Source organism: Promicromonospora sukumoe 327MFSha3.1, assembly GCF_000385135.1.
Classification (GTDB): Bacteria; Actinomycetota; Actinomycetes; order Actinomycetales; family Cellulomonadaceae; genus Promicromonospora; species Promicromonospora sukumoe_B.
On sequence record NZ_ARQM01000012.1, the window covers coordinates 216694 to 236398 of the forward strand.

The window sequence follows — 19705 nt, forward strand, 5'->3', positions numbered from 1 at the left end:
GGGAACACCGAACCTACGGAACGGACGGACCCATGACCGAGCTGAACCCCGAGGTCGCCCGCCGGGCGATCGTCGAGCACACCCGGCAGCTGGCGGTCTCCGCCGCCGCGGCCGGCCCCGCGGCCGCCGTCCCCACCACGCCGGAGTGGACCGTCGCCGACCTGGTCGCGCACGTGGGCCAGACCCAGCACTGGGTCGCGGAGATCGTCGAGCGGCGCATCATCGACCCGGCCCGGCTGCCCGCCGGGGACGCCGAGCTGCCCGCCGACCCCGGCGAGTGGCCCGCCTGGCTGGCGGGGTCCGCGCGGCGGGTCGCCGACTCGCTCGACGACGACGCCCTCGACGCCCTGGTGTTCAACGCCGCGGGGGACGCGCGGACCGGCGCGCGGTTCTGGATGGCCAGCGTGCTCAACGAGTCGGTGGTGCACGGCTTCGACGGCGCGAACGCCGCGGGCCGGTGGGTCGATGTCGAGCCCGACGTCGCGGCGCCGCTGATCGACAACCACCTCGCGATGCTGACCTCCCCCACGTGGAAGATGCGGCGGCCCGAGTCCGCGGGCGCCATCCGGGGCACCGGCCAGACCCTGCAGTGGCGGGCCACCGACACCGACGACGGCACGGGCGCCTGGTTCGTCGAGCGGCGGCCCGACGGCGCCCGGTGGCACCCCGGGACCGGGCCGGCCGACGTGACGGTGACCGGCCCGGCCGGGGCACTCCTGCTCACGCTGACCCGGCGGCTCCCGCTCGCCGTCGACGGCGCACCGGCCGGCGTCGCCGTCGACGGCGACGCCGCGCTCGTCCGGCACTGGCTGGACAGCACGGCCCACGTCGCCGACTGACCGGGGCGGGCCTACCCGAGCCGCGTCCGCGCGGTGCGCGCCGCAGGGGTCAGGCCTCCCGCGGCGCGCGCGTGCGGTACCAGACCACCGCGGTGACCGCCGCCAGCAGGACTACTGGGATCACGTACACGACGGACCCGGCCCCGGCGGACCGGTCCGTCGACGCGTTGAGATCGGCGTGCAGCACCAGGGCCAGCAGGAGCCCGAAGACGTTGTTGGCGGCGTGCAGCACGACCCCGGTCTCGAGGCCACCCGTGCGCCAGGCGATCAGGGCGAACGCGACGCCGACCGCCAGGAACTGCAGGTTCAGCCACACGTCGGTCGACAGGTGGATCGTCGCGAAGAGCACGGCCGAGACGGCGACACCGAGCACCAGCGCGGCCCGCGGCCCCCGGCCCCAGCTCGCGGCGACCCGGAAGATCAGCCCGCGGTAGCCGTACTCCTCCCCGGCGCTCTGCAGCGGCACGACGACGATCGTGACCACGAACATGAGCACGAGGTCGGCCGTCGTCCACGACCCGGCCGGGGACGGCTCGAGCACCGCGAGCGCCGCCATGTAGAGCGCCCAGACCGGCGCCAGGACCAGGATCGCCCGGCCGAGGACCGCGGGCCGGAACACGCCCGCGACCGAGTGCAGCGAGGTGCCGCCGACGCCGTACAGCCAGCGCTGGATCAGCATGCTCCACGGGATCAGCAGCGCCGTGGAGGCGTAGGTGCTGGCCAGGGTGACGGACGTGAACTCGGTGCCGCCCGTCACGACGCTGTCCCGCCCGAGCGCGAGGTCGATCTGGCCCCCGAGCTGCGCGAACGCGGCGCCGAAGCCCAGCAGGCCGGCGTGCAGCAGCACGATCGCGAGGACGCCCCGGCCGATGCGGCGCTCCTCGCCCGCGAGCGCCAGGTGGTAGGGAGCTCCCGCGGGGACCGGGTGGGGCAGGCGCGTGCTGGTTCGGCTCATGTCGCAACCCTCCCGGCGGGCCGCGGCAGCCGGGAGTGCCGGTAAGTCACGCGTGTGCGTGACACGGCGGCGGCAGACGCATGACAGGTGTCACGACCTTCCGCCCGAGGGTTGACCGGGCCCCTGCGGCACGGTGGGGAGTGGTGCCCGACGGACCAGTGACGCACCCAGATCCACGGAGAGGAGCCGGCGTGACACGCGACGATCCCTACGGCCTCGGGGGCCTGGACGGACTCGACGGGCTCGGCGACGCCGACGACGGTTCGGGCGCGTGGTCGACGCCCGCACCGAGGCCCGGTGCGCCGTTGCCGCCGTTCCGCCCCTCCGCCTCGCTCGAGCGGACCCGGTTCGAGACGGTGCTCCCCGACGCCTCGGTGGCAACCGTCGACGTCGACCACATGGAGGGCCGCGCGTCGCTCTACCGGGACGGCCGCCACGTGCGGACCGCCGACATGCCTACCCGGTTCCCGGTCGGACCGGGCCGCATCGAGGTAGCCGCGAGCAGGTACGGCATGCAGCGCATCCACCTGGTCGGCGCGGACGGCGGCGAGCGGCGGCTCGATCCGGCTCCCGGGACGCCCGAGCACTGGCGGGCCCAGCTCTCCCGGCGCCACCCGGCGCTCGGGCGGGCCCTGGCCACCGGGGCCGTGATCGTGCTGGTGGTCAACCTGACGCTGCTCGCACCGCAGCTGCTCGAGGTGGTGACCCACCTGCCGCTCTGGGCGGACCGCTTCCCGTCGTTCGTCTCCCCCGTCGACCTCCCGGCACGGGCGAACGCGGTGCTGACCGTCGCCGCGGCCCTCGCGGGCGTCGAGCGGGCGCTCACGTTCCGGCACCACCGGCTCCTGGACGTGGAGACGGACGGGATGAGCGCATAAGCGGACGGTCCCATCGAACCCGCCCGCCGGCCACGCCACTTGACACCGTTCGTCAAGTACTTGCTAGAGTCCGTCAAGTGACGACGGACGAGCATGTCGAGCTGGCAGGTGAGCTGCTGACCCTGGTCCACCGGCGGATCGTGGACCCCCTGGAGATCCTCCTCGGATCGGCCGACCTGGTGAGCCCGGTCGGCGACCGCCTGCGGATCGAGAGCGAGGTGTGGGCCGCCCAGCTGCTGGGCCCCGACCAGGCCCTGGCCGTGAACACCTGCGCCCGCCTGATCGCCGCGCTCTTCCCCGGGGACGCGGTGTTCGCCCCGCCCGAGGAGTGGTGGGGCACCGCGTTCGGGCGGGTGGTGGCCAGGCGCATCGGCCACCCGGGCCGCGACTCGGTCACGTTCGCCGTGGCCGGGGCGATGCTCGGCATCACGCGGCAGGGTGTCCACGACCTGGTCAAGCGCGCCAAGCTCGACCGCCACCCCGACGGCGGCGTGACGACGACGTCCGTCCACGCACGGCTGAACCAGGTCCGGTGACCGGCCTGGTGCCCACCCCGATCGTGTCCGCCCGCACCGAAAGAGGAGAGACCATGCCGCAGGACCTGGTTGTCGACGACCACGAGATCCCCCTCGCCGTCCGGGACCACGGAGGGCGGGGCACACCGGTGCTGCTGCTCCACGGCCTCGGCGGGACGCTGGAGGCCTGGGACCCACTGGGCCTCGACGGACAGGGTCTCGACGGGCGCCGGGCCGTGTCGATGGACCTGCGCGGCCACGGGCTGTCGGGCGACGCCCCGTGGGACTGGACGCAGGTGCTGGACGACGTCGAGGCCGTGGTGCGGTACCTCGGCCTCGGCAACCCCGCGGTCGTCGGGCACTCCCTGGGCGGGATGCTCGCCACCCGGTGGGCGCTGCGCCACCCGGAGTGCCCGGGCATCGTCAACCTCGACGGGCTCCGGTCCGCCGAAAGCGATCCCGGCAACTACCCCGGCATGGATCCCGCCGCACGCGACGAGGAGCTGGCACGGCTCCGGGCGATGTTCGACGCGCAGGCCGCGAGCGTGAGCCATCCGCTGCCCGACGAACTGCGCGCCATGCTGCCGGCCCGGGCGCTCACCGAACGGGACGGGCAGGCCTACGCCCGCCCCTCGGCGGAGCTCCTCGCCGCGGTGCGATACACCCCCGAGTTCCGCGACACCGTACCGCTGCTGCGCCGCGTCGCCTGCCCCGCGCTCGTGGTCATCCCCACCCAGGACCCGCCCGGCATGCCCGGCGGCGCGCTGATGACCGCGTTCCGCCGCGGCGTCCGCCGTGACCTGGCCGGGCTCCCCGCGCACATCCGGGTCGAGGAGCTGGAGGCGAGCCACGCGATGCTCGCCGAGCAGCCCGAGGCGGTCGCGAAGCTGATCAGCGGCTTCTTGCCGTAGCCGGCGTCACAGCTGCATGACAAAGGCCGCTGACCAGGTCAGATACCTGGTCAGCGGCCTCGTTCGAGCAGGCTCAGCCGGACTTGCGGCGGAACATCTTCTGCACGGGGCCGGTCGTCTCCGAACCGTGCACCGATCCGGTGTTCACGTCGCCGGCGGCGGAACGGCCGCGCGCGGCGTTCTTCCGGTCCAGCGCTTCCTTGAACCGCGCCTTCGCGTCCGTGCTCGGCGCGGTCGCGGCCTTGGGCGCCTCTGCGCCCTGGGCCACTGCCTCCTCGGCATCGGTCTTCTCGTCCGTCACACCGATCACCTCCTCTTGTTTCGGGGGTCCCTCGATCGGGTCCGTCGTCGGCCCCAGCCTGCACCACCGCGCGCCGGGGTGCCAATCGCTTTTTCGCCCCGCGGGCCAGGCCCTACGCCTGGGCGGCGGCCCGTTCGGCCTCACGCTCGGCGCGCTCGGCGCGCAGCGAGGTGATGGCGCTCTCGAAGTCCTCGAGCGAGTCGAAGGACTGGTAGACGCTGGCGAACCGGAGGTAGGCCACCTCGTCGAGCTCGCGCAGGGGGCCGAGGATCGCGAGGCCCACCTCGTACGCGTCGATCTCGGCGCTGCCGTTGCTGCGCAGGGTCTCCTCGACGCGCTGGGCCAGGATCGCGAGGTCGTCGTCGCTGACGGGGCGGCCCTGGCACGCCTTGCGCACGCCGGCCGCGACCTTGTCCCTGCTGAAGGGTTCGGTGGCGCCGGAGCGCTTGACCACCGAGAGGCTCGCCGTCTCGACCGTGGTGAACCGGCGGTTGCAGTTCGGGCACTGCCTTCTGCGCCGGATCGACAGGCCGTCGTCGGCGGTCCGCGAGTCAACCACGCGCGAGTCGGCGTGGCGACAGAACGGGCAGTGCATGCTTCACTCCTGCATGGTCGGCCACGGACCGGAGACATCCGGTCGCGCCCCGACCGTAAGCGGGCAAACCACCCCCATGCAACATCGCCGCAACATTTGACGGCGAATCGTCGCCTCTGGCCAGATTCGGGGTGTCCGCGGTCACTCCTTCGGGAGCAGGAGCAGCTCTCCGACCCGCACCGTGGCGGTCGACATCTCGTTCAGGTCCTGCAGCCGGCCGACGGCGTGCCGCACGTCCTCGCCGGGCCTCGCGACCTCCTGGGCGAAGCCCCAGAGGGTCTCCCCCGGCTGGACCGCGTGCACCCGCACCTCGGTCGGTTCGCCGGGCGAGCTCGCCACGGCGGTCGCGCCCCACGTGACCATCGGCGCGACCAGGAGCATCGCCAGCAGCACCAGCACGAACCGGCCGCGGCGGGTGAGCCGGAGGCCGTCGAGCCCGAGCCGGTCGGCGACCGAGCGCGCGCCCTGCGGGGCGTAGGCCTGGTGCGACGCGTACGTCTGGTGCGACGCGTTGTCACGGTGCGACGCGTGCGCACGGGACGGTCCCTGGGCCGGGGCGACCGCGCGGGGCCCGGCCGGGGCGACCCTCCGGACGGCCGGGTGCGCCGGGCTGAGCCGGTACGCCCGCACCGCCGCACTCGTTCCGGACACCTGCCCGTACGCCGGGGTGTACTGCCGCAGCGGGATCACGTCCCCCATGGCCCCTCCTCGAAAGGTGACTCGAACTCTTGTCCGTCATACACACGTTCGTCGAACGCTCGTACCATTGTGTAGCACGGGACACCGTCGATGTCGAGACACGCTCGAACATTCGTTTGAGCCGAGTGGAATTGTGATCTAGAGTGGGCAGCGCACAGGAGAACATTTGTCGGAACGGGAGGGGCACGGGCATGACGGGACGGGACGGGACCAGCGACACGAGAGCCGTCGACACGGCACTCTCGGGTGTAGCCACGTTGGACGCGCCGGGCGACGGAGTCGTCGCCGACGTGCACACGATCTCGCCGGCAGACCGCCTCACCGAGCGACAGCGCCTTGTGCTGGACACGATTCGGCAGTCGTTCGAGACGCGCGGTTACCCGCCGTCGATGCGAGAGATCGGCGAGGCCGTCGGGCTGGCCAGCCCGTCGAGCGTCAAGCACCAGCTCCAGATGCTGGAGAAGAAGGGCTTCCTGCGCCGCGATCCCAACCGGCCCCGCGCGATGGAGCTGGTCGAGCCCATGGCGGAGCAGGTCGACAAGCCGTCGCGCGGCGAGATCCACTGGCCGGAGCCGCGGCGCAGCGGCCAGGTGCACTGGGGCAGCTCGGTGCCCGACGACGCCGGCACCCCGCCGCCGTCGTACGTGCCGCTCGTCGGCCGGATCGCGGCCGGTGGCCCGATCCTCGCCGAGCAGGTCGTCGAGGACGTCTTCCCGCTCCCCCGCCAGCTGGTCGGTGACGGCGAGCTGTTCCTGCTCAAGGTCGCCGGCGACTCGATGGTCGACGCCGCGATCTGCGACGGCGACTGGGTCGTCGTGCGCCGCCAGAACGTGGCGGAGCAGGGCGAGATCGTCGCCGCCATGATCGACGGCGAGGCCACGGTCAAGACGTTCAAGCAGACCGACGGGCACGTGCTGCTGCTGCCGCAGAACCCGGCCTACGAGCCCATCCCGGGTGACGAGGCGCAGATCCTGGGCCGCGTCGTCGCGGTGCTGCGCAGCCTCTGAGGTAGGTCCGACGGGCTCGACCAGCGACTGCTGGTCGAGCCCGTCCTGCGTTGGTCGAGCCTGTCGAGACCTAGAACCCGAACCTCCGCTGCACCGCCCGCACGCTCTCCGCCGAGGCGCGCAGCCCGGCCAGCTCGTCGTCGGACATCGGCACGCGCACCGTGCCGGTGACGCCCCGCCGGTCCACCAGGGACGGCACGGACAGGCACACGTCGCTGATGCCGTGGTAGTCGTCCAGCAGCGAGGACACCGGCATGATCCGCCGCTCGTCCTTGAGCACGGCCTCGATGATGCGCGTCGCGGCGAGTCCGACGGCGTAGTTGGTGGCGCCCTTGCCCGCGATGATCCGGTAGGCGGAGTCGACCACCTCGTGGTGCACCTCGGCCCGCGTCGCCGCGTCGATCGGCCCGGTGCCACCCACCGGCACCCAGTCGAGCAGCGGCACGCCGCCGATCGAGGCGGAGCTCCACAGCGCGATCTCCGAGTCGCCGTGCTCGCCCGCGATGTAGGCGTGCACGTTCCCGACGGCCACGCCGCAGCGTTCGGCGAGCACCACGCGCAGCCGCGAGGAGTCGAGCACGGTGCCGCTGCCGAACAGTCGCTCGGGCGGCAGGCCCGAGATCTTCAGGGCCGCGTAGGTCACCACGTCCACGGGGTTGGTCACCATCAGGTAGGTCGCGTCCGGCGCGACCTCGACCAGCCCCGGCAGGATGTTGCGCATCAGCCCGATGGTCGCCTCCGCCAGGTCGACGCGGCTCTGCCCGGGCTTCTGCTTGGCCCCCGCGGTCACGACGACGACGTCGGCCCCCTCGCACACCGCCGGGTCGTCCGAGCCGATCACGTGCGCCTGCGGCGTGAACATCAGGCCGTGCTGCAGGTCGAGCACCTCGGCGTCGACCTTCTGCCGGTCGATGTCCAGCAGCGCGATGGTGCGCGCCGAGCCGCGGGTCAGCGCCGCGAAGGCGAGCGTGGAGCCCACCGCCCCGGCGCCCACCACGGCGATCTTGGTGGTCCGGGAGGCGGGCTGGGCGGCGGGGATGTCCGAGGGGGCTGCCATGCCCTCAGGCTATGTGTCGAGCCTGGCGAGCGCGGCGCGGACCAGCTTCGGGTCGGTGGTCGGCCAGAACCCGGGCATCGACCGGGTGAGGAACGACGCGTACCGCGCCGTCGCGAGCCGCGGGTCCAGGACCGCGACCACACCGCGGTCGTCCATGCTGCGGACCAAACGCCCCGCGCCCTGCGCGAGCAGCAGCGCGGCGTGCTGCGCGGAGACGGCCATGAACCCGTTGCCGCCCGCCTGCTCGACGGCGCGGGCGCGCGCGGCCTTGACCGGGTCGTCGGGCCGTGGGAACGGGATGCGGTCGATGAGCACGAGCTGGTTCGACGGCCCGGGCACGTCGACGCCCTGCCACAGGGACAGTGTGCCGAACAGGCACGTGGCCGGGTCGTCGGCGAACTCCCGCACCAGGGTGGGGAGCTGGTCGTCGCCCTGCGCCAGGATCGGGAAGTCGAGCCGCTCCCGCATGGCCTCGGCGGCGGCGTTCGCGGCCCGCCGGGACGAGAACAGGCCGAGCGTGCGGCCACCGGCGGCCGTGATGAGCTCGGCGATCTCGTCGAGCTGCGCCTCGGTGGTGGGCTCGCGGCCGGGGGCCGGCAGGTGCCGCGCGATGTAGAGGATGCCCTGCTTGGGGTAGTCGAAGGGGCTGCCCGCGTCGAGGCCGTGCCACGGCGGGGCGTCCTCGCCCTTGAGCCCGAGGGTGCCGGCCACGGCGTCGAACGTGCCGCCCAGCGCGAGGGTGGCCGAGGTGAACACGCCGGTCGACTCCCCCAGCAGGTGCGTGCGGATCAGGCCGGCGACGTGCAGCGGGGCGGCGTGCAGCCGCGTCACGTTGTCGCCGAACCCTCCCCAGCCGTTGTCGGGGCGCGAGCACCACAGCACGTCGGCGGTCGTGTCCTGCGACGCCATGCGCTCGGCCGTCTCGAAGAGCTGGAGCATGGCGCCCTGCGCCATCTTGAGCCCCGGGTCGGGCTGGCCCGCGTCCTTGGCCTTCGCGCCCTTGCCGCCGGCCTCGGGCTTGAGCGCGCTCAGCACCTCGCGCGCGGCGTCCCGCACCGCGCCGACCGCCGTGCGCAGCTCGTCCGGCAGGCCGCTCGGGAACCGCTCCGCCGGTGCGGTGACCAGCAGCGTTCCGAGGTTCTGCGCCGCGGCGTCGAGGTTGTCGGTGTTCGTCCCGGCGTGCCGCCGCGCGAGCCGCGCCGCGCTCTCCACGGACGCCATGGACAGGTCCACGGTCGCCGACGACGTCACGCGGTCGGTGAGCTCGTGCGCCTCGTCCACCACGACGACGTCGTGCTCCGGGAGCACGCCCGGGCTGCCGGTGGCCGCGATGCCGAGCATCGCGTGGTTGGTGACCACGACGTCCGCCTCGCGGGCGGCGGCGCGCGCCTTGTCCGGGAAGCACTCGGCGAGCATGGGGCACTTGCCGCCCAGGCACTCCATCGCCGTCACCGACACCTGGCGCCAGGCCCGCTCGGGCACGCCGGGCACCAGGTCGTCGCGGTCGCCGCTGTCCGTCTCGCTCGCCCACTCGTGCAGGCGCCGGACGTGGTCGGCGAGCGTGGCGCCGTCGTCCCGCCGCCGCGAGCGGCCGGCCCCGCCCGAGGCCTCCTCGGTCTTGGGGTGGTCCTCGCCGCCGGGCAGGTCGAAGAGGGTGGTCTCGTCCTCCGGGTAGCCGCCGCCCACCTTGTGCACGCACAGGTAGTTGTGCCAGCCCTTGAGCAGCGCGACGCGGGGCTCGCGCGGGAGCGCCGGCGCGACGGCCTTGGCCACGAGCGGCAGGTCGCGCGTGATGACCTGCCGCTGCAGGGCGAGGGTCGCGGTGGAGACGATGACCTTGCTCTGCGCGGCCACGGCGTGCCGGACGGCGGGCACCAGGTACCCGAGCGACTTGCCGGTACCCGTGCCCGCCTGGACCAGCAGGTGCTCGCCCTTGTCGATGGCCTCGCCGACCGCGACGGCCATGGCGTGCTGGCCCTCTCTGCGCCCGCCACCGAGCTGGCCGACCGCGAGGTCGAGCAGCTCCTCCACCTCGGGAATCTCGGCGGAATCGGTGCTTGCGGCGGGTGCGTCGGAAAGGCTGGTCACACGGTCGATCCTAGGCCGGACCACCGACATCCACCCTGCCTCGTCCACAGGCCCGGGCACCCGCCGGAAGCCTTCCGGGACTACCCCTTCACGGCCCCGCCGAGGCCCGCGCCGCTGAGGAACAGGCGCTGGAACGCCAGGAACAGCGCGATGGGCAGCACGGTCGAGATCGCGAGCGCCGCGAGGAACACGTCGAGCTCTAGGTAGGGCGCGATCGCGGGCAGGCGGACGGACAGCGGCTGGTTGTCCGGGTCGGGCAGCACCAGCAGCGGCCAGAGGTAGTCCTTCCATGCGGCGATCACGGCGAACACCGAGACGACGCCGAGGATGGGCTTGGACATCGGCAGCACGATGGACCACAGCAGCCGGAAGGGTCCGGCGCCGTCGACCCGCGCGGCCTCGAAGACCTCGCGCGGCAGGCCGTCGAAGAACCGCTTGACGAGCAGCACGTTGAACGCGCTGGCGCCCATGGGCAGCCAGACGGCCCAGAAGGTGTTGAGCAGGCTGATGTTCAGGAGCGGTACGTCGAGGATCGTCAGGTACAGCGGCACGAGCAGCACGACCGCCGGCACGAAGAGCGTGGCGAGCACGAGGCCGAAGATCAGGTTGCCGTACCGGGGCCGCAGCACGGACAGCACGTAGCCGCCCGTGGTCGCGACGAGGAGCTGGAAGAACCAGGCCCCGACCGCGAGGATCAGCGTGTTGACGAAGTAGTGGTCGATCTCGGCCCGGCCCCACGCGGTGGCGAGGTTGGCCCAGTCGACGCCGTGGGGGAAGAGGCCCAGCGGCTGGCGCAGGGTGTCCTGCGTCGGGGTGACCGCGGCCTTCGCGAGCCACAGGATCGGCCCGAGCCCGGCGAGGACCAGGGTGGCCAGGAGGCCGCCCTGGAGCACGCCGAGCGAGCCCCGTACGCTCGCCCGGCGCCGGTCGTGGGCCGAGACGATGCCGCGCTCGGCGACCGCGGCCTGGTTCTTGACTGCCATGTCAGCTGCTCCAGGGTCGGGTCACGCGGAAGTAGATCGCGGACAGGACGGCGAGGACGCCGGCGAGCATGAGGCTCAGGGCGGTCGCGGCGCCGTAGTTGCCGCCGAGGCTGCTGCCGAACGCGTAGTCGTAGATCAGCATGAGGATCGTCAGCGTCGCGTTGTTGGGGCCGCCCCCGGTGAACAGGAACGGCTCCAGGAACACCTGGGAGGTGCCGATGACCTGCAGGATCAGGGTGATGAACAGGACGCCGCGCAGCTGCGGCAGGGTCACGTGCCAGATCTTGCGCCACACCCCGGCGCCGTCCACCTCGGCCGCCTCGTAGAGCTCGGTGCGGACACCGACGAGCGCGGCGAGGTAGATGATGACGGTCCCGCCGGCCGCGGCCCAGGTGGCCTCGAGCACCAGGGACGGCATGGCGCTGTCCGCGTTCTGCAGCCACGGGAACGGCCCGAGGCCGACCCAGCCGGCGATGGTGTTGAACACGCCGGTGGGCGAGGCGTCGTAGAAGAACTTCCACAGCAGCACGGCCACGACGGGCGGCACGACGACGGGCAGGTACGCGAGCGCCGAGAACAGGCCGCGCATGCGCCGCACCTCGCTCATCAGGACGGCGGCGGCCAGCGGCAGCGGGTAGCCGAAGACGAGCGCGAGCAGGGCGAACCACAGGGTGTTCGCCACGGCCTTGCCGAGCAGGGGGTCCTGCAGCACGAACACGAAGTTTTCGAGCCCCACGAACTCCGGGGTCGAGATGAGGTTGGTCTGCTGGACGCTCATGACGAGCGCCCGGCCGATCGGGAACCAGGAGAACACCCCGAACACGAGGATCATCGGCAGGGCGATGACCAGGGTGCTCAGGCCGCCGTCGCGCAGCCAGTCCCGGGGCGTGCGGCGGGCACGCCGGCGGGGTCCGGGCGACGACGGCGGGGCGTCCGCCGTCGTCGCCCGGAGCGGGCTGGACAGTGTCGTCATCCCAGGGTCAGCTGCGGTCGAGCAGTCCCTGGACCTGGGTCTGGGCGTCGGCGAGGAGCGCGTCGATGTCCGCGTTCTCGTCCGTCAGTACCGCCTGGACCACCGGGTCGAGCGCCGCGTACACGTCCTGGGTGGCGACGGCGGGCTCGGGGATGACGGGCTGGTCGAACATCTGGTCCGTCATCGGCGCGAAGTTCTCCAGCGGGACGTTGACGAGGTCCTTGATCCAGCTCTGCTGCTCCTCGTAGGTGGCCTGGTCGAAGATCGGCAGGGCCGGGGCGCCGACGGGCTGGTCGGTCTCGGCGGCGACCTCGGCCTCGGCCACGGCGGCGTCCTGGTCGGTCAGCTTGGAGATGTAGTAGAAGTCGATCCACTTCACGGCCGCGGCCTGCTCGGCCTCGGACGCCGCGGAGCTCACCGCGGCCAGCGTGCCGCCGCCGAGCGTGCCGGCGTCGTCGCCCTCCAGGGGCAGCACGGTGACGCCGTACTCGTCCGGGTTCATCTGGTTCTGCGTGAACAGGTTGGGGTAGTTGGCGCCGCCCGAGACGTACATGCCGATCTTGCCGGCGGCGAAGTCCTGGTTGATGGTGCCCCAGTCGTACAGGAAGGACGAGCCCATGGAGTTGTCCTCCCAGCGCATCTCCTGGAGCATCTCCAGCGCCGCGACCGTGGCGTCGTTGTCGACGGTCGCGGTGGTCTCCTCGCCCTCGCCCTCGGTCATGCGGCCGCCCAGGGCGTAGGTCTCGGTGGTGAGGATCCAGCCGCCGGTGTTGCTCTGGGTCATGTGGGCGTAGCCCGCCTGGCCGGTCTTCTCGGAGATCGCCTTGGCGGCCTCGCGCACCTCGTCCCACGTGGCGGGCGGGTTGTCGGGGTCGAGCCCGGCCTCCTCGAAGAGCGCCCGGTTGTAGTGCAGGCCCTGGTTGTAGGCGGCGATCGGGACGGCCCACATGTTGCCCTCGGCGTCCTGGCCGGCGGCGGCGATGGTGGGGTTGAACTGGTCGGCGTACGGCAGCTCGGCCACGAGCCCGCTGACGTCGGCGATCTGCCCGCGCTCGATCAGCGCCCGGCCGTCGGTGAACGGGATCGGGAAGACGTCGGGCAGGGTGCCGCCCGCGAGCTCGGCGGCGAAGGTCGTGCCGGACCAGGTGAACTCCTTGGTCTCCACCGTGATGTCCGGGTTGGCCTCCTCGAACTGCGCGATGCGCTCGTCGAACGCGTCGATCGCGGGCTGCTCGAGGCCGGCGTCGATCGAGACCTCGATGGTCACGGGACCGTCCGGCTCCTCGGCGGCGTCGGTCGACGAGCCGCAGGCCGTGAGGGTTCCCGCGAGCGAGAGGACACCCACCAGGGCGAACGCCGCGCGCTTGTTTGCTGACTTCATTGTCACTCCTTGGTCGTGTGCCGCTGGGACGGCACGTCTGGGGGAAAGCTGCAGTTGATCAGGACGGCAGGCCGAGCCAGACAGCGATGTCCGGGCCGACGGCGCCGTCGACGGGGCCGCTCGCCAGGAGCACGGTGGCCCCGGCGGGCAGGGGGACGGGGGTCGTCCCGAGGTTGACGACGCAGGCGAAGCCGGCGCCGCGAGCGAAGGCGAGGACGTCGTCGCCGCCGAGGTCGAGCCAGGTGAGGTCCTCGGTGTGCAGGGCCGTCAGGTCGCGCCGCAGGTGCAGCGCCGTGCGGTACAGGCTGAGCATCGAGTCCGGGTCGCCGTCCTGCGCCTGCACCGACCGGTCCGCCCAGCCGGCGGGCTGGGGCAGCCAGGGCGCGGCGCCGCCGTCGGGCCCGAAGCCCAGGCTGGTGCCGCCGCGGGTCCACGGCAGCGGCACGCGGCAGCCGTCGCGGCCTGGGTCCACGCCCTCGGACCGGAAGTGCATCGGGTCCTGGATCAGCTCGCGCGGCACGTCCGCCTCGGGCAGGCCGAGCTCGTCGCCCTGGTAGACGTACAGCGCGCCCGGCAGGGCGCCGGTCAGCAGGGCCGCGGCGCGCGCCCGGCGGGTGCCGAGGTCCAGGTCGGACGGCGTGCCGAACCGCTTGGCGGCGAAGTCGAACGAGGAGTCCTCGCGGCCGTACCGGGTCACGGGCCGGGTGACGTCGTGGTTGGAGAGCACCCAGGTGGCCGGTGCGCCGACGGGCGCGTGCGCCTCCAGCGTGGTGCGGATCGACTCGCGCAGCTCCTTGGCGTCCCAGGGGCGCGCCATGAAGTCGAAGTTGAACGCGGTGTGCATCTCGTCGGGCCGCAGGTACTGGGCGAACCGCTCGTGGTCCGCGAGCCACACCTCGCCCACCAGCACGCGCGGCTCGGCGTAGTCGTCGGCCACGCGCCGCCAGCCGCGGTAGACGTCGTGGATCTCGTCGCGGTCCAGGTGCGGGTGCTCTCCCGGGCCGGGCGTCGCGGGCACCTCGGGCAGCGCCGGGTCCTTGATGATCAGCGCCGCCGAGTCGATGCGGATGCCGGCCGCGCCCCGGTCGAACCAGAACCGCAGCACGTCCTCGTGCTCCTGCCGCACGTCGGGGTGGTTCCAGTTCACGTCCGGCTGCTCCGGGGTGAACAGGTGCAGGTACCACTGGCCGGGCGTGCCGTCCGGGTTCGTGGTCCGCGTCCAGGTGTCGCCCTGGAAGCTGGAGACCCAGCCGGTGGGCATCTGGTCGCCGTCGGGTCCCTTGCCGTCCTGGAACCAGAAGCGCTCGCGCTCCGGCGAGCCCGGCCCGGCCGCGAGCGCCGCCCGGAACCACTCGTGCTCCGAGGAGATGTGGTTGGGCACCACGTCGACGATGGTGCGGATGCCCAGCTCGCGGGCCTCGGCGATCAGCGCCTCGGCGTCCTCCAGCGTGCCGAACGCGGGGTCGATCGTGCGGTAGTCCCGCACGTCGTAGCCGCCGTCCGCCAGGGGCGAGGCGTACCAGGGCGTGTACCAGATCGCGTCGACGCCGAGGTCGCGCAGGTAGCCCAGGTGGGAACGGACGCCGGCGAGGTCACCGGTGCCGTCGCCGTTCCCGTCCGCGAAGCTGCGGGGATAGATCTGGTAGATCACGGCGCTGCGCCACCACTCGTCTGCGGGGCGCGGCTCGAGGGTCGCGTCGGACGTCGTCGTCATGTCGTGAACCGTAAATCACATGACAACGAGCGCGCAAGAACTCGACAGCTACTTGATGAAATTGTGACAGGTCAGCGCGCGGCCACCTTCGCCATGGCGGTCGAGGCGCGCACCACGAGCTCGGGCTCGAAGAGCAGCTCGTCGCGCGCGACGTCACTGCCGCCGATCAGCGCGGCCAGCAGGTCGACGGCGGCGCGGCCCATGGGCTCGATCGGCTGCCGCACCGTGGTCAGCGCGGGGTCGGTGGAGTTCATCAGCGCGGAGTCGTCGAAGCCGACGACGGACACGTCCGCGGGGCAGGACAGCCCGGCCCGGCGCACCGCGCGGATGGCGCCGAGGGCCAGCGGGTCGCTGGCGCACACGATCGCCGTCGCACCGGCCTCGACCAGGCGGTTCGCCGCCGCCTGACCGCTCTCCAGGGAGTACTGCGAGTGCACGACCAGCGCGGGGTCGAGCTCCAGGTCGTGCCGCTGCGCGAACCGCTGGGCGGCGGCGAGCTTGCGCTCGGAGGGCACGTGGTCGGCCGGGCCCAGCAGCAGGCCGACCCGCTGGTGCCCCAGCGAGGTGACGTGGCCCATGGCCTGCTCCATGGCCACGAGGTCGTCGCAGGCCACGCGCGGGAACGCGAGGTCCTCGATGGAGGCGTTCATCAGCACCACGGGCAGGCCCAGGTCCTCGAGGCGCCGGTAGTGGGCGTGGTCGGCCTCGCGCTCGGCGTAGAAGCCGCCCGCGAAGATCACCCCCGAGACCTGCTGGGCCAGGAGCAGGTCGATGTACTCGGCCTCGGTCACACCGCCGGCCGTGCGGGTGCACAGCACCGGGGTGAACCCCTGCTGGGCCAGCGCACCGCCGATCACCTCGGCGAACGCCGGGAAGATCGGGTTCACGAGCTCGGGCAGCACCAGCCCCACGAGCTTGCCGCGACTGCCGCGCAGCTTGGTGGGCCGCTCGTAGCCCAGCACGTCCAGGGCGGTGAGCACCGCGTCCCGCGTGCCCTGGGACACGCCGGGCTTCCCGTTGAGCACGCGACTGACCGTCGCCTCGCTCACGCCTACCTTCTTCGCCACATCGGCAAGCCGTCTCGACATGGATCGATCCTAGCCACGCGGAACGCAAATCGCTTGCAGGGGTTGCAGTGCCCTGCAAGTCGCTTGCGTAACCCGACAGGGCCGGAAACGTGTCAGACGCCCAGTTCCCCGGAGGGATCTGGGCGTCTGACAGGTGGTGCGGGACGGATCAGTGCGCGACGGCGACCTGCCGCAGCTCCGTGGCGAGCTGCTCGTCCACGCGGCCGCGCAGGTGGGTGCCCGCCGCGACGTGCTCGGTGAGCTCGATGTCCCCGTGCTCGTGCACGCGGTGCACCAGGTCGCCCCGGTCGTACGGGACCACCAGGTCGACCTGCACGCCCGGGCGCGGCAGCTCGGCCGCGATCCGCGCGCGCAGCTCGGCGATGCCCTCGCCGGAGTGCGCGGAGACGACGGCGGTGTGCCGCTCGCGCCGCTGGATGCGGCCGACGACCGTCGGGTCGGCGACGTCGGCCTTGTTCAGCACCACGATCTCGTGGACGTCCTCGAACGCCGGGATCTCGGACAGCACCTCGCGGACCGCCGCGATCTGCCCCTCGGGGTCCGGGTGGGACGCGTCGACCACGTGCAGCAGGATGTCGGCGTCGCCGACCTCCTCCAGCGTGGACCGAAACGCCTCCACCAGCTGGTGCGGCAGGTGCCGCACGAACCCGACGGTGTCGGTGAACGTGTAGACGCGGCCGTCCTCCGTGCGGGTGCGCCGGACCGTCGGGTCCAGCGTGGCGAACAGCGCGTTCTGGACGAGCACGCCCGCGCCGGTCAGCGCGTTCAGCAGGGACGACTTGCCGGCGTTCGTGTAGCCGGCGATCGCCACCGCGGGGATCGCGTTGCGCTTGCGGCTCAGCCGCTTGGTCTCGCGGGCCGGCTTCATCGCGGCGATCTCGCGCCGCAGCTTGGCCATCCGGTCACGGATGCGCCGCCGGTCCAGCTCGATCTTGGTCTCACCGGGACCACGCGAGCCCATGCCGGCGCCCGCGCCGCCCACCTGGCCACCGGCCTGGCGGGACATCGACTCGCCCCAGCCGCGCAGGCGCGGCAGGAGGTACTCGAGCTGGGCGAGCTCGACCTGGGCCTTGCCCTCACGGGACTTGGCGTGCTGGGCGAAGATGTCCAGGATCAGCGCGGTGCGGTCGACGACCTTGACCTTGACCACGTCCTCCAGCGCACGGCGCTGGGACGGGGCGAGCTCGCTGTCGACGATCACGGTGTCCGCGCCGGTCGCGAGCACGACCTGCGCCAGCTCCAGCGCCTTGCCGGAGCCGAGGTACGTGCCGGGGTCGGGCTTCTGCCGCCGCTGCAGCAGGCCGTCGAGCACCTGGGAGCCGGCCGTCTCGGCCAGCGCCGCGAGCTCGCGCAGCGAGATCTCGGCGTCTCGGGCCGCGTGCTCGCCGCCCGAGAACAGGCCGACGAGCACCACCTTCTCCAGGCGCAGCTGCCGGTACTCGACCTCGGTGACGTCCTCGAGCTCGGTCGACAGGCCGGCCACGCGACGCAGCGCGGTGCGCTCCTCGAGGTCCAGCTGGTCGCCGTCGGCCACGGTGTGCACCGTCTCGCCGTCGGCACGTGCGGTCCCCGCCCGAGCGAGAACCCGTGCCACGACATCGTTCGCGATCGCCTGGGCGTCTGCCTGGGCCGCGCGGAGTTCGGGCGTCTCCTCTGCGGGGAGCTCGGGCTCTGTCGGGGTGTGGGTCATGTACTACCTAACTCTCGATGGTTCTTGCTCTCGTACAACAAGGATCCCACGCCCGAAAGTCCCGCGGCCATGTCTTTCCCCGACCCGCTTCCGCGGTGGTGTCCCCTGTGGACAACCAGCACGGCACGACGGCGGCCGCTACAACTTGGAGGACGACAACCACACGCAGGGGACGGTACGACCATGCACGAGGCACAAGAGGGACCCGACCGGACGGGCCGCCCGTGGACCGACGAGGAGACCGTGCGGCTCGTGGCCCTGGTCCGCGACGGCGCCGACGAGCACACCGTGACCGTCCGGGCCCGGCGGTCCAGCGGCTCGGTGGTGAGCCGCCTGCGGCGGATGCTGCCCCTGGAGCACCGCTCGTGCCCGGTCGACATGGTGGTGCCCGCCCTGCGCGGCCACCTGCGCGACCCGGGCTACGACTGGCGGGCGGCGATGCTGCTGACGCCGCCGCCCCGGCCGGTGGTCCGCCCGCCCGAGATCGTCCGGACGGGCGTGGCCGGGCTGACGGACGACGACCTCGTCGGCGTCGCGCACAGCGTCCTGCTCGACGACCGGGCAGCCACGGCCGAGCTGCGCGAGCGCCTCGTCGCCGAGGTCAGGGAGCGCGGCCTGGGCCGGGACGTCGTCGCGGCCCACGAGTCCTACCTGGCCACGCTCCGCGAGCCGGCCGGGATCCGGGACGTCGACGAGTGGGTCCACCGCTGGTCCACGGCGGTCGGTCTCGGCGCGAGCCGGTACGCGGCGTACGAGAGGTACGGGCCGTGGGAGTGAGGCGGCGGCTCAGCCGAGGTCGAGGCGCATCACGCGGCGGCGCTTGGTCGGGCGGCTGACCTCCACGAGGCCCGCCGCGGCGAACGGCCCGGGGGTGCCCACGTTGACCTCGCCCCACGAGATGTCCTGCCCCGGTTCGGGGGCGATCGGGTAGCCCTCGACGGCCCGGGCGCCGCGCTCACGCGCGTGCGCCACGGCGGCGGCCGCCAGGGGGTACATCAGGCCCTGCTTGCGCCTGCCCGCGCGGACGGCGAAGCAGGTCACCGCCCAGACCCCGGCGTCGTCCTTGTCCTCGTGCCGGCCCGCCCACGGGACCTGGCTGCCGCGGTAGCGCACGAACTCGGTGCGGGGCGCCACCGCGACCCACCCGGCGGGCTCGCCGTCGACGTACCCGAGCAGGGCGCCGGTCGCCGGGGCGTCCGGCCCCGGGTCGAGCTGCTCGCGGAGCTGGTGGGTGCGCTCCTCGACGGGCATGTACCACCAGGCGCGGTCGCCGAGCCGGATGCGCTGGCACTGGCAGTGGTGCGCGCCGCCGCGCGTGCCGAACACGGTCTGCACGTCGTCCCAGCGGTCGGCGGTGGCCACGGCGATCTCCATGCCCGCAGGCTGGCACCGCTCATGCCACCCGGCAAGCGCCTACGATTGCGCGGTGTCCAGCGACCACTACTTCACCGCACAGCCCGCCTCGGACGACGAGCGCCGCACCCGCACCGTCCGCCTGGCCGGGCGCGAGCTGGAGGTGGAGGTGGCGTCCGGCGTCTTCTCCCCCGGCGGCGTGGACAAGGGGACGGCCGTGCTCCTGGACCACGTGCCCGCGCCCCCGGCGACGGGCGACCTGCTCGACCTGGGCTGCGGCTGGGGCCCGATCACGATCACCCTGGCGCTGGAGGCCCCTCGGGCCACGGTCTGGGCCGTCGACGTCAACGAGCGCGCGCTAGACCTGGTGCGGCGCAACGCCGAGCGGCTCGGGCTGACCAACGTGCGGGCCGTCCTGCCCGACGACGTCCCCGACGACGTGCGGTTCGCCGCCTGCTGGTCCAACCCGCCGATCCGCGTGGGCAAGCAGGTGCTGCACGAGCTCCTGACCCGCTGGCTGCCCCGGCTCGGCCCGGACGCCGCGGCGTGGCTCGTGGTGCAGAAGAACCTGGGCTCGGACTCGCTGGCCCGCTGGATCACCGAGACGCTCGGGCTCCCGGTGGAGCGCACGACGTCGTCCAAGGGGTTCCGCGTGCTGCGGGTCGACGGCTGACCGGT

20 protein-coding genes are annotated in these 19705 nt (G+C 73.0%); 7 read left to right on the top strand and 13 right to left on the bottom strand.

What is annotated here, in order from left to right; genetic code table 11:
* Window positions 1-32: 32 nt before the first annotated feature.
* Complete coding sequence (locus tag H291_RS0119730; protein ID WP_020016744.1) at window positions 33-839, top strand: maleylpyruvate isomerase family mycothiol-dependent enzyme; 807 nt, start codon at window positions 33-35, stop codon at window positions 837-839.
* 49 nt (window positions 840-888) lie between these two features.
* Here H291_RS0119730 and H291_RS0119735 read toward each other — a convergent pair whose 3' ends face one another.
* Window positions 889-1794: a CPBP family intramembrane glutamic endopeptidase gene (locus H291_RS0119735; RefSeq protein WP_020016745.1), complete on the bottom strand. Its 906-nt coding sequence runs from the start codon at window positions 1792-1794 to the stop codon at window positions 889-891.
* Between the two features lie 191 nt (window positions 1795-1985).
* On the opposite strand from H291_RS0119735, the gene H291_RS30875 reads away from it, so the two are divergent.
* The 3 genes from H291_RS30875 (at window position 1986) to H291_RS0119750 (ending at window position 4098) form a co-directional block, all read left to right on the top strand.
* Window positions 1986-2672, top strand: coding sequence for a hypothetical protein (locus tag H291_RS30875; protein WP_051109556.1), 687 nt, complete (start codon window positions 1986-1988; stop codon window positions 2670-2672).
* 77 nt (window positions 2673-2749) lie between these two features.
* On the top strand, window positions 2750-3208 hold the full coding sequence (locus tag H291_RS0119745; RefSeq protein WP_020016746.1) for a hypothetical protein: 459 nt from the start codon (window positions 2750-2752) through the stop codon (window positions 3206-3208).
* Between the two features lie 53 nt (window positions 3209-3261).
* A complete protein-coding gene (locus H291_RS0119750; RefSeq protein ID WP_026365935.1) occupies window positions 3262-4098 on the top strand; it encodes an alpha/beta fold hydrolase in 837 nt (278 codons plus the stop codon).
* Window positions 4099-4171: 73 nt separating this feature from the next.
* Here the strand turns inward: H291_RS0119750 and H291_RS0119755 are convergent, their stop codons facing one another.
* The 3 genes from H291_RS0119755 to H291_RS32765 form a co-directional block, all read right to left on the bottom strand.
* A complete protein-coding gene (locus tag H291_RS0119755) occupies window positions 4172-4399 on the bottom strand; it encodes a DUF5302 domain-containing protein (protein ID WP_232216118.1) in 228 nt (75 codons plus the stop codon).
* Between the two features lie 112 nt (window positions 4400-4511).
* Complete coding sequence (nrdR, locus tag H291_RS0119760; protein WP_020016749.1) at window positions 4512-4994, bottom strand: transcriptional regulator NrdR; 483 nt, start codon at window positions 4992-4994, stop codon at window positions 4512-4514.
* 141 nt (window positions 4995-5135) lie between these two features.
* A complete protein-coding gene (locus tag H291_RS32765) occupies window positions 5136-5693 on the bottom strand; it encodes a LysM peptidoglycan-binding domain-containing protein (protein ID WP_020016750.1) in 558 nt (185 codons plus the stop codon).
* A gap of 191 nt (window positions 5694-5884) precedes the next feature.
* Between H291_RS32765 and lexA the strand changes: the two genes are divergently transcribed.
* Window positions 5885-6700, top strand: coding sequence for a transcriptional repressor LexA (gene lexA, locus H291_RS0119770; protein WP_084468272.1), 816 nt, complete (start codon window positions 5885-5887; stop codon window positions 6698-6700).
* Window positions 6701-6770: 70 nt separating this feature from the next.
* Here lexA and H291_RS0119775 read toward each other — a convergent pair whose 3' ends face one another.
* The 8 genes from H291_RS0119775 to hflX all read right to left on the bottom strand — a co-directional run bounded on the left by H291_RS0119775 (window position 6771) and on the right by hflX (window position 17674).
* Complete coding sequence (locus tag H291_RS0119775) at window positions 6771-7757, bottom strand: L-lactate dehydrogenase (protein WP_020016752.1); 987 nt, start codon at window positions 7755-7757, stop codon at window positions 6771-6773.
* A 9-nt stretch (window positions 7758-7766) separates the two neighbouring features.
* A complete protein-coding gene (locus H291_RS0119780) occupies window positions 7767-9875 on the bottom strand; it encodes an ATP-dependent DNA helicase (protein ID WP_051109557.1) in 2109 nt (702 codons plus the stop codon).
* 50 nt (window positions 9876-9925) lie between these two features.
* The gene (locus H291_RS0119785; RefSeq protein WP_020016754.1) at window positions 9926-10828 is read right to left on the bottom strand and encodes a carbohydrate ABC transporter permease; all 903 of its coding nucleotides are present in this window, start codon (window positions 10826-10828) and stop codon (window positions 9926-9928) included.
* A 1-nt stretch (window position 10829) separates the two neighbouring features.
* Window positions 10830-11801, bottom strand: a complete 972-nt coding sequence (locus tag H291_RS0119790) for a carbohydrate ABC transporter permease (RefSeq protein ID WP_020016755.1) — start codon at window positions 11799-11801, stop codon at window positions 10830-10832.
* 7 nt (window positions 11802-11808) lie between these two features.
* Entirely contained in the window at window positions 11809-13182 is a 1374-nt protein-coding gene (locus tag H291_RS0119795) for an ABC transporter substrate-binding protein (RefSeq protein WP_020016756.1), read from the bottom strand.
* A 58-nt stretch (window positions 13183-13240) separates the two neighbouring features.
* Entirely contained in the window at window positions 13241-14896 is a 1656-nt protein-coding gene (locus tag H291_RS0119800) for a glycoside hydrolase family 13 protein (protein WP_020016757.1), read from the bottom strand.
* Between the two features lie 71 nt (window positions 14897-14967).
* Complete coding sequence (locus H291_RS0119805; protein WP_084468273.1) at window positions 14968-15984, bottom strand: LacI family DNA-binding transcriptional regulator; 1017 nt, start codon at window positions 15982-15984, stop codon at window positions 14968-14970.
* A 148-nt stretch (window positions 15985-16132) separates the two neighbouring features.
* Window positions 16133-17674, bottom strand: coding sequence for a GTPase HflX (gene hflX / locus H291_RS0119810; protein ID WP_020016759.1), 1542 nt, complete (start codon window positions 17672-17674; stop codon window positions 16133-16135).
* A 183-nt stretch (window positions 17675-17857) separates the two neighbouring features.
* Between hflX and H291_RS0119815 the strand changes: the two genes are divergently transcribed.
* Entirely contained in the window at window positions 17858-18451 is a 594-nt protein-coding gene (locus tag H291_RS0119815) for a hypothetical protein (protein ID WP_020016760.1), read from the top strand.
* A 9-nt stretch (window positions 18452-18460) separates the two neighbouring features.
* Here the strand turns inward: H291_RS0119815 and H291_RS0119820 are convergent, their stop codons facing one another.
* On the bottom strand, window positions 18461-19048 hold the full coding sequence (locus H291_RS0119820) for a GNAT family N-acetyltransferase (RefSeq protein ID WP_020016761.1): 588 nt from the start codon (window positions 19046-19048) through the stop codon (window positions 18461-18463).
* A 52-nt stretch (window positions 19049-19100) separates the two neighbouring features.
* Here H291_RS0119820 and H291_RS0119825 point away from each other — a divergent pair, with 52 nt between their 5' ends.
* Complete coding sequence (locus H291_RS0119825; protein ID WP_020016762.1) at window positions 19101-19700, top strand: class I SAM-dependent methyltransferase; 600 nt, start codon at window positions 19101-19103, stop codon at window positions 19698-19700.
* Window positions 19701-19705 lie beyond the last annotated feature (5 nt).

Bases quoted from the DNA above. Each gene is read 5' to 3' on its own strand.
- H291_RS0119730 (WP_020016744.1), top strand. From the start codon at position 33: ATGACCGAGCTGAACCCCGAGGTCGCCCGCCGGGCGATCGTCGAGCAC.
- H291_RS0119735 (WP_020016745.1), bottom strand. From the start codon at position 1,794: ATGAGCCGAACCAGCACGCGCCTGCCCCACCCGGTCCCCGCGGGAGCT.
- H291_RS0119750 (WP_026365935.1), top strand. From the start codon at position 3,262: ATGCCGCAGGACCTGGTTGTCGACGACCACGAGATCCCCCTCGCCGTC.
- nrdR (WP_020016749.1), bottom strand. From the start codon at position 4,994: ATGCACTGCCCGTTCTGTCGCCACGCCGACTCGCGCGTGGTTGACTCG.
- H291_RS32765 (WP_020016750.1), bottom strand. From the start codon at position 5,693: ATGGGGGACGTGATCCCGCTGCGGCAGTACACCCCGGCGTACGGGCAG.
- lexA (WP_084468272.1), top strand. From the start codon at position 5,885: ATGACGGGACGGGACGGGACCAGCGACACGAGAGCCGTCGACACGGCA.
- H291_RS0119775 (WP_020016752.1), bottom strand. From the start codon at position 7,757: ATGGCAGCCCCCTCGGACATCCCCGCCGCCCAGCCCGCCTCCCGGACC.
- H291_RS0119780 (WP_051109557.1), bottom strand. From the start codon at position 9,875: ATGTCGGTGGTCCGGCCTAGGATCGACCGTGTGACCAGCCTTTCCGAC.
- H291_RS0119785 (WP_020016754.1), bottom strand. From the start codon at position 10,828: ATGGCAGTCAAGAACCAGGCCGCGGTCGCCGAGCGCGGCATCGTCTCG.
- H291_RS0119790 (WP_020016755.1), bottom strand. From the start codon at position 11,801: ATGACGACACTGTCCAGCCCGCTCCGGGCGACGACGGCGGACGCCCCG.
- H291_RS0119795 (WP_020016756.1), bottom strand. From the start codon at position 13,182: ATGAAGTCAGCAAACAAGCGCGCGGCGTTCGCCCTGGTGGGTGTCCTC.
- H291_RS0119800 (WP_020016757.1), bottom strand. From the start codon at position 14,896: ATGACGACGACGTCCGACGCGACCCTCGAGCCGCGCCCCGCAGACGAG.
- H291_RS0119805 (WP_084468273.1), bottom strand. From the start codon at position 15,984: ATGTCGAGACGGCTTGCCGATGTGGCGAAGAAGGTAGGCGTGAGCGAG.
- hflX (WP_020016759.1), bottom strand. From the start codon at position 17,674: ATGACCCACACCCCGACAGAGCCCGAGCTCCCCGCAGAGGAGACGCCC.
- H291_RS0119815 (WP_020016760.1), top strand. From the start codon at position 17,858: ATGCACGAGGCACAAGAGGGACCCGACCGGACGGGCCGCCCGTGGACC.
- H291_RS0119820 (WP_020016761.1), bottom strand. From the start codon at position 19,048: ATGGAGATCGCCGTGGCCACCGCCGACCGCTGGGACGACGTGCAGACC.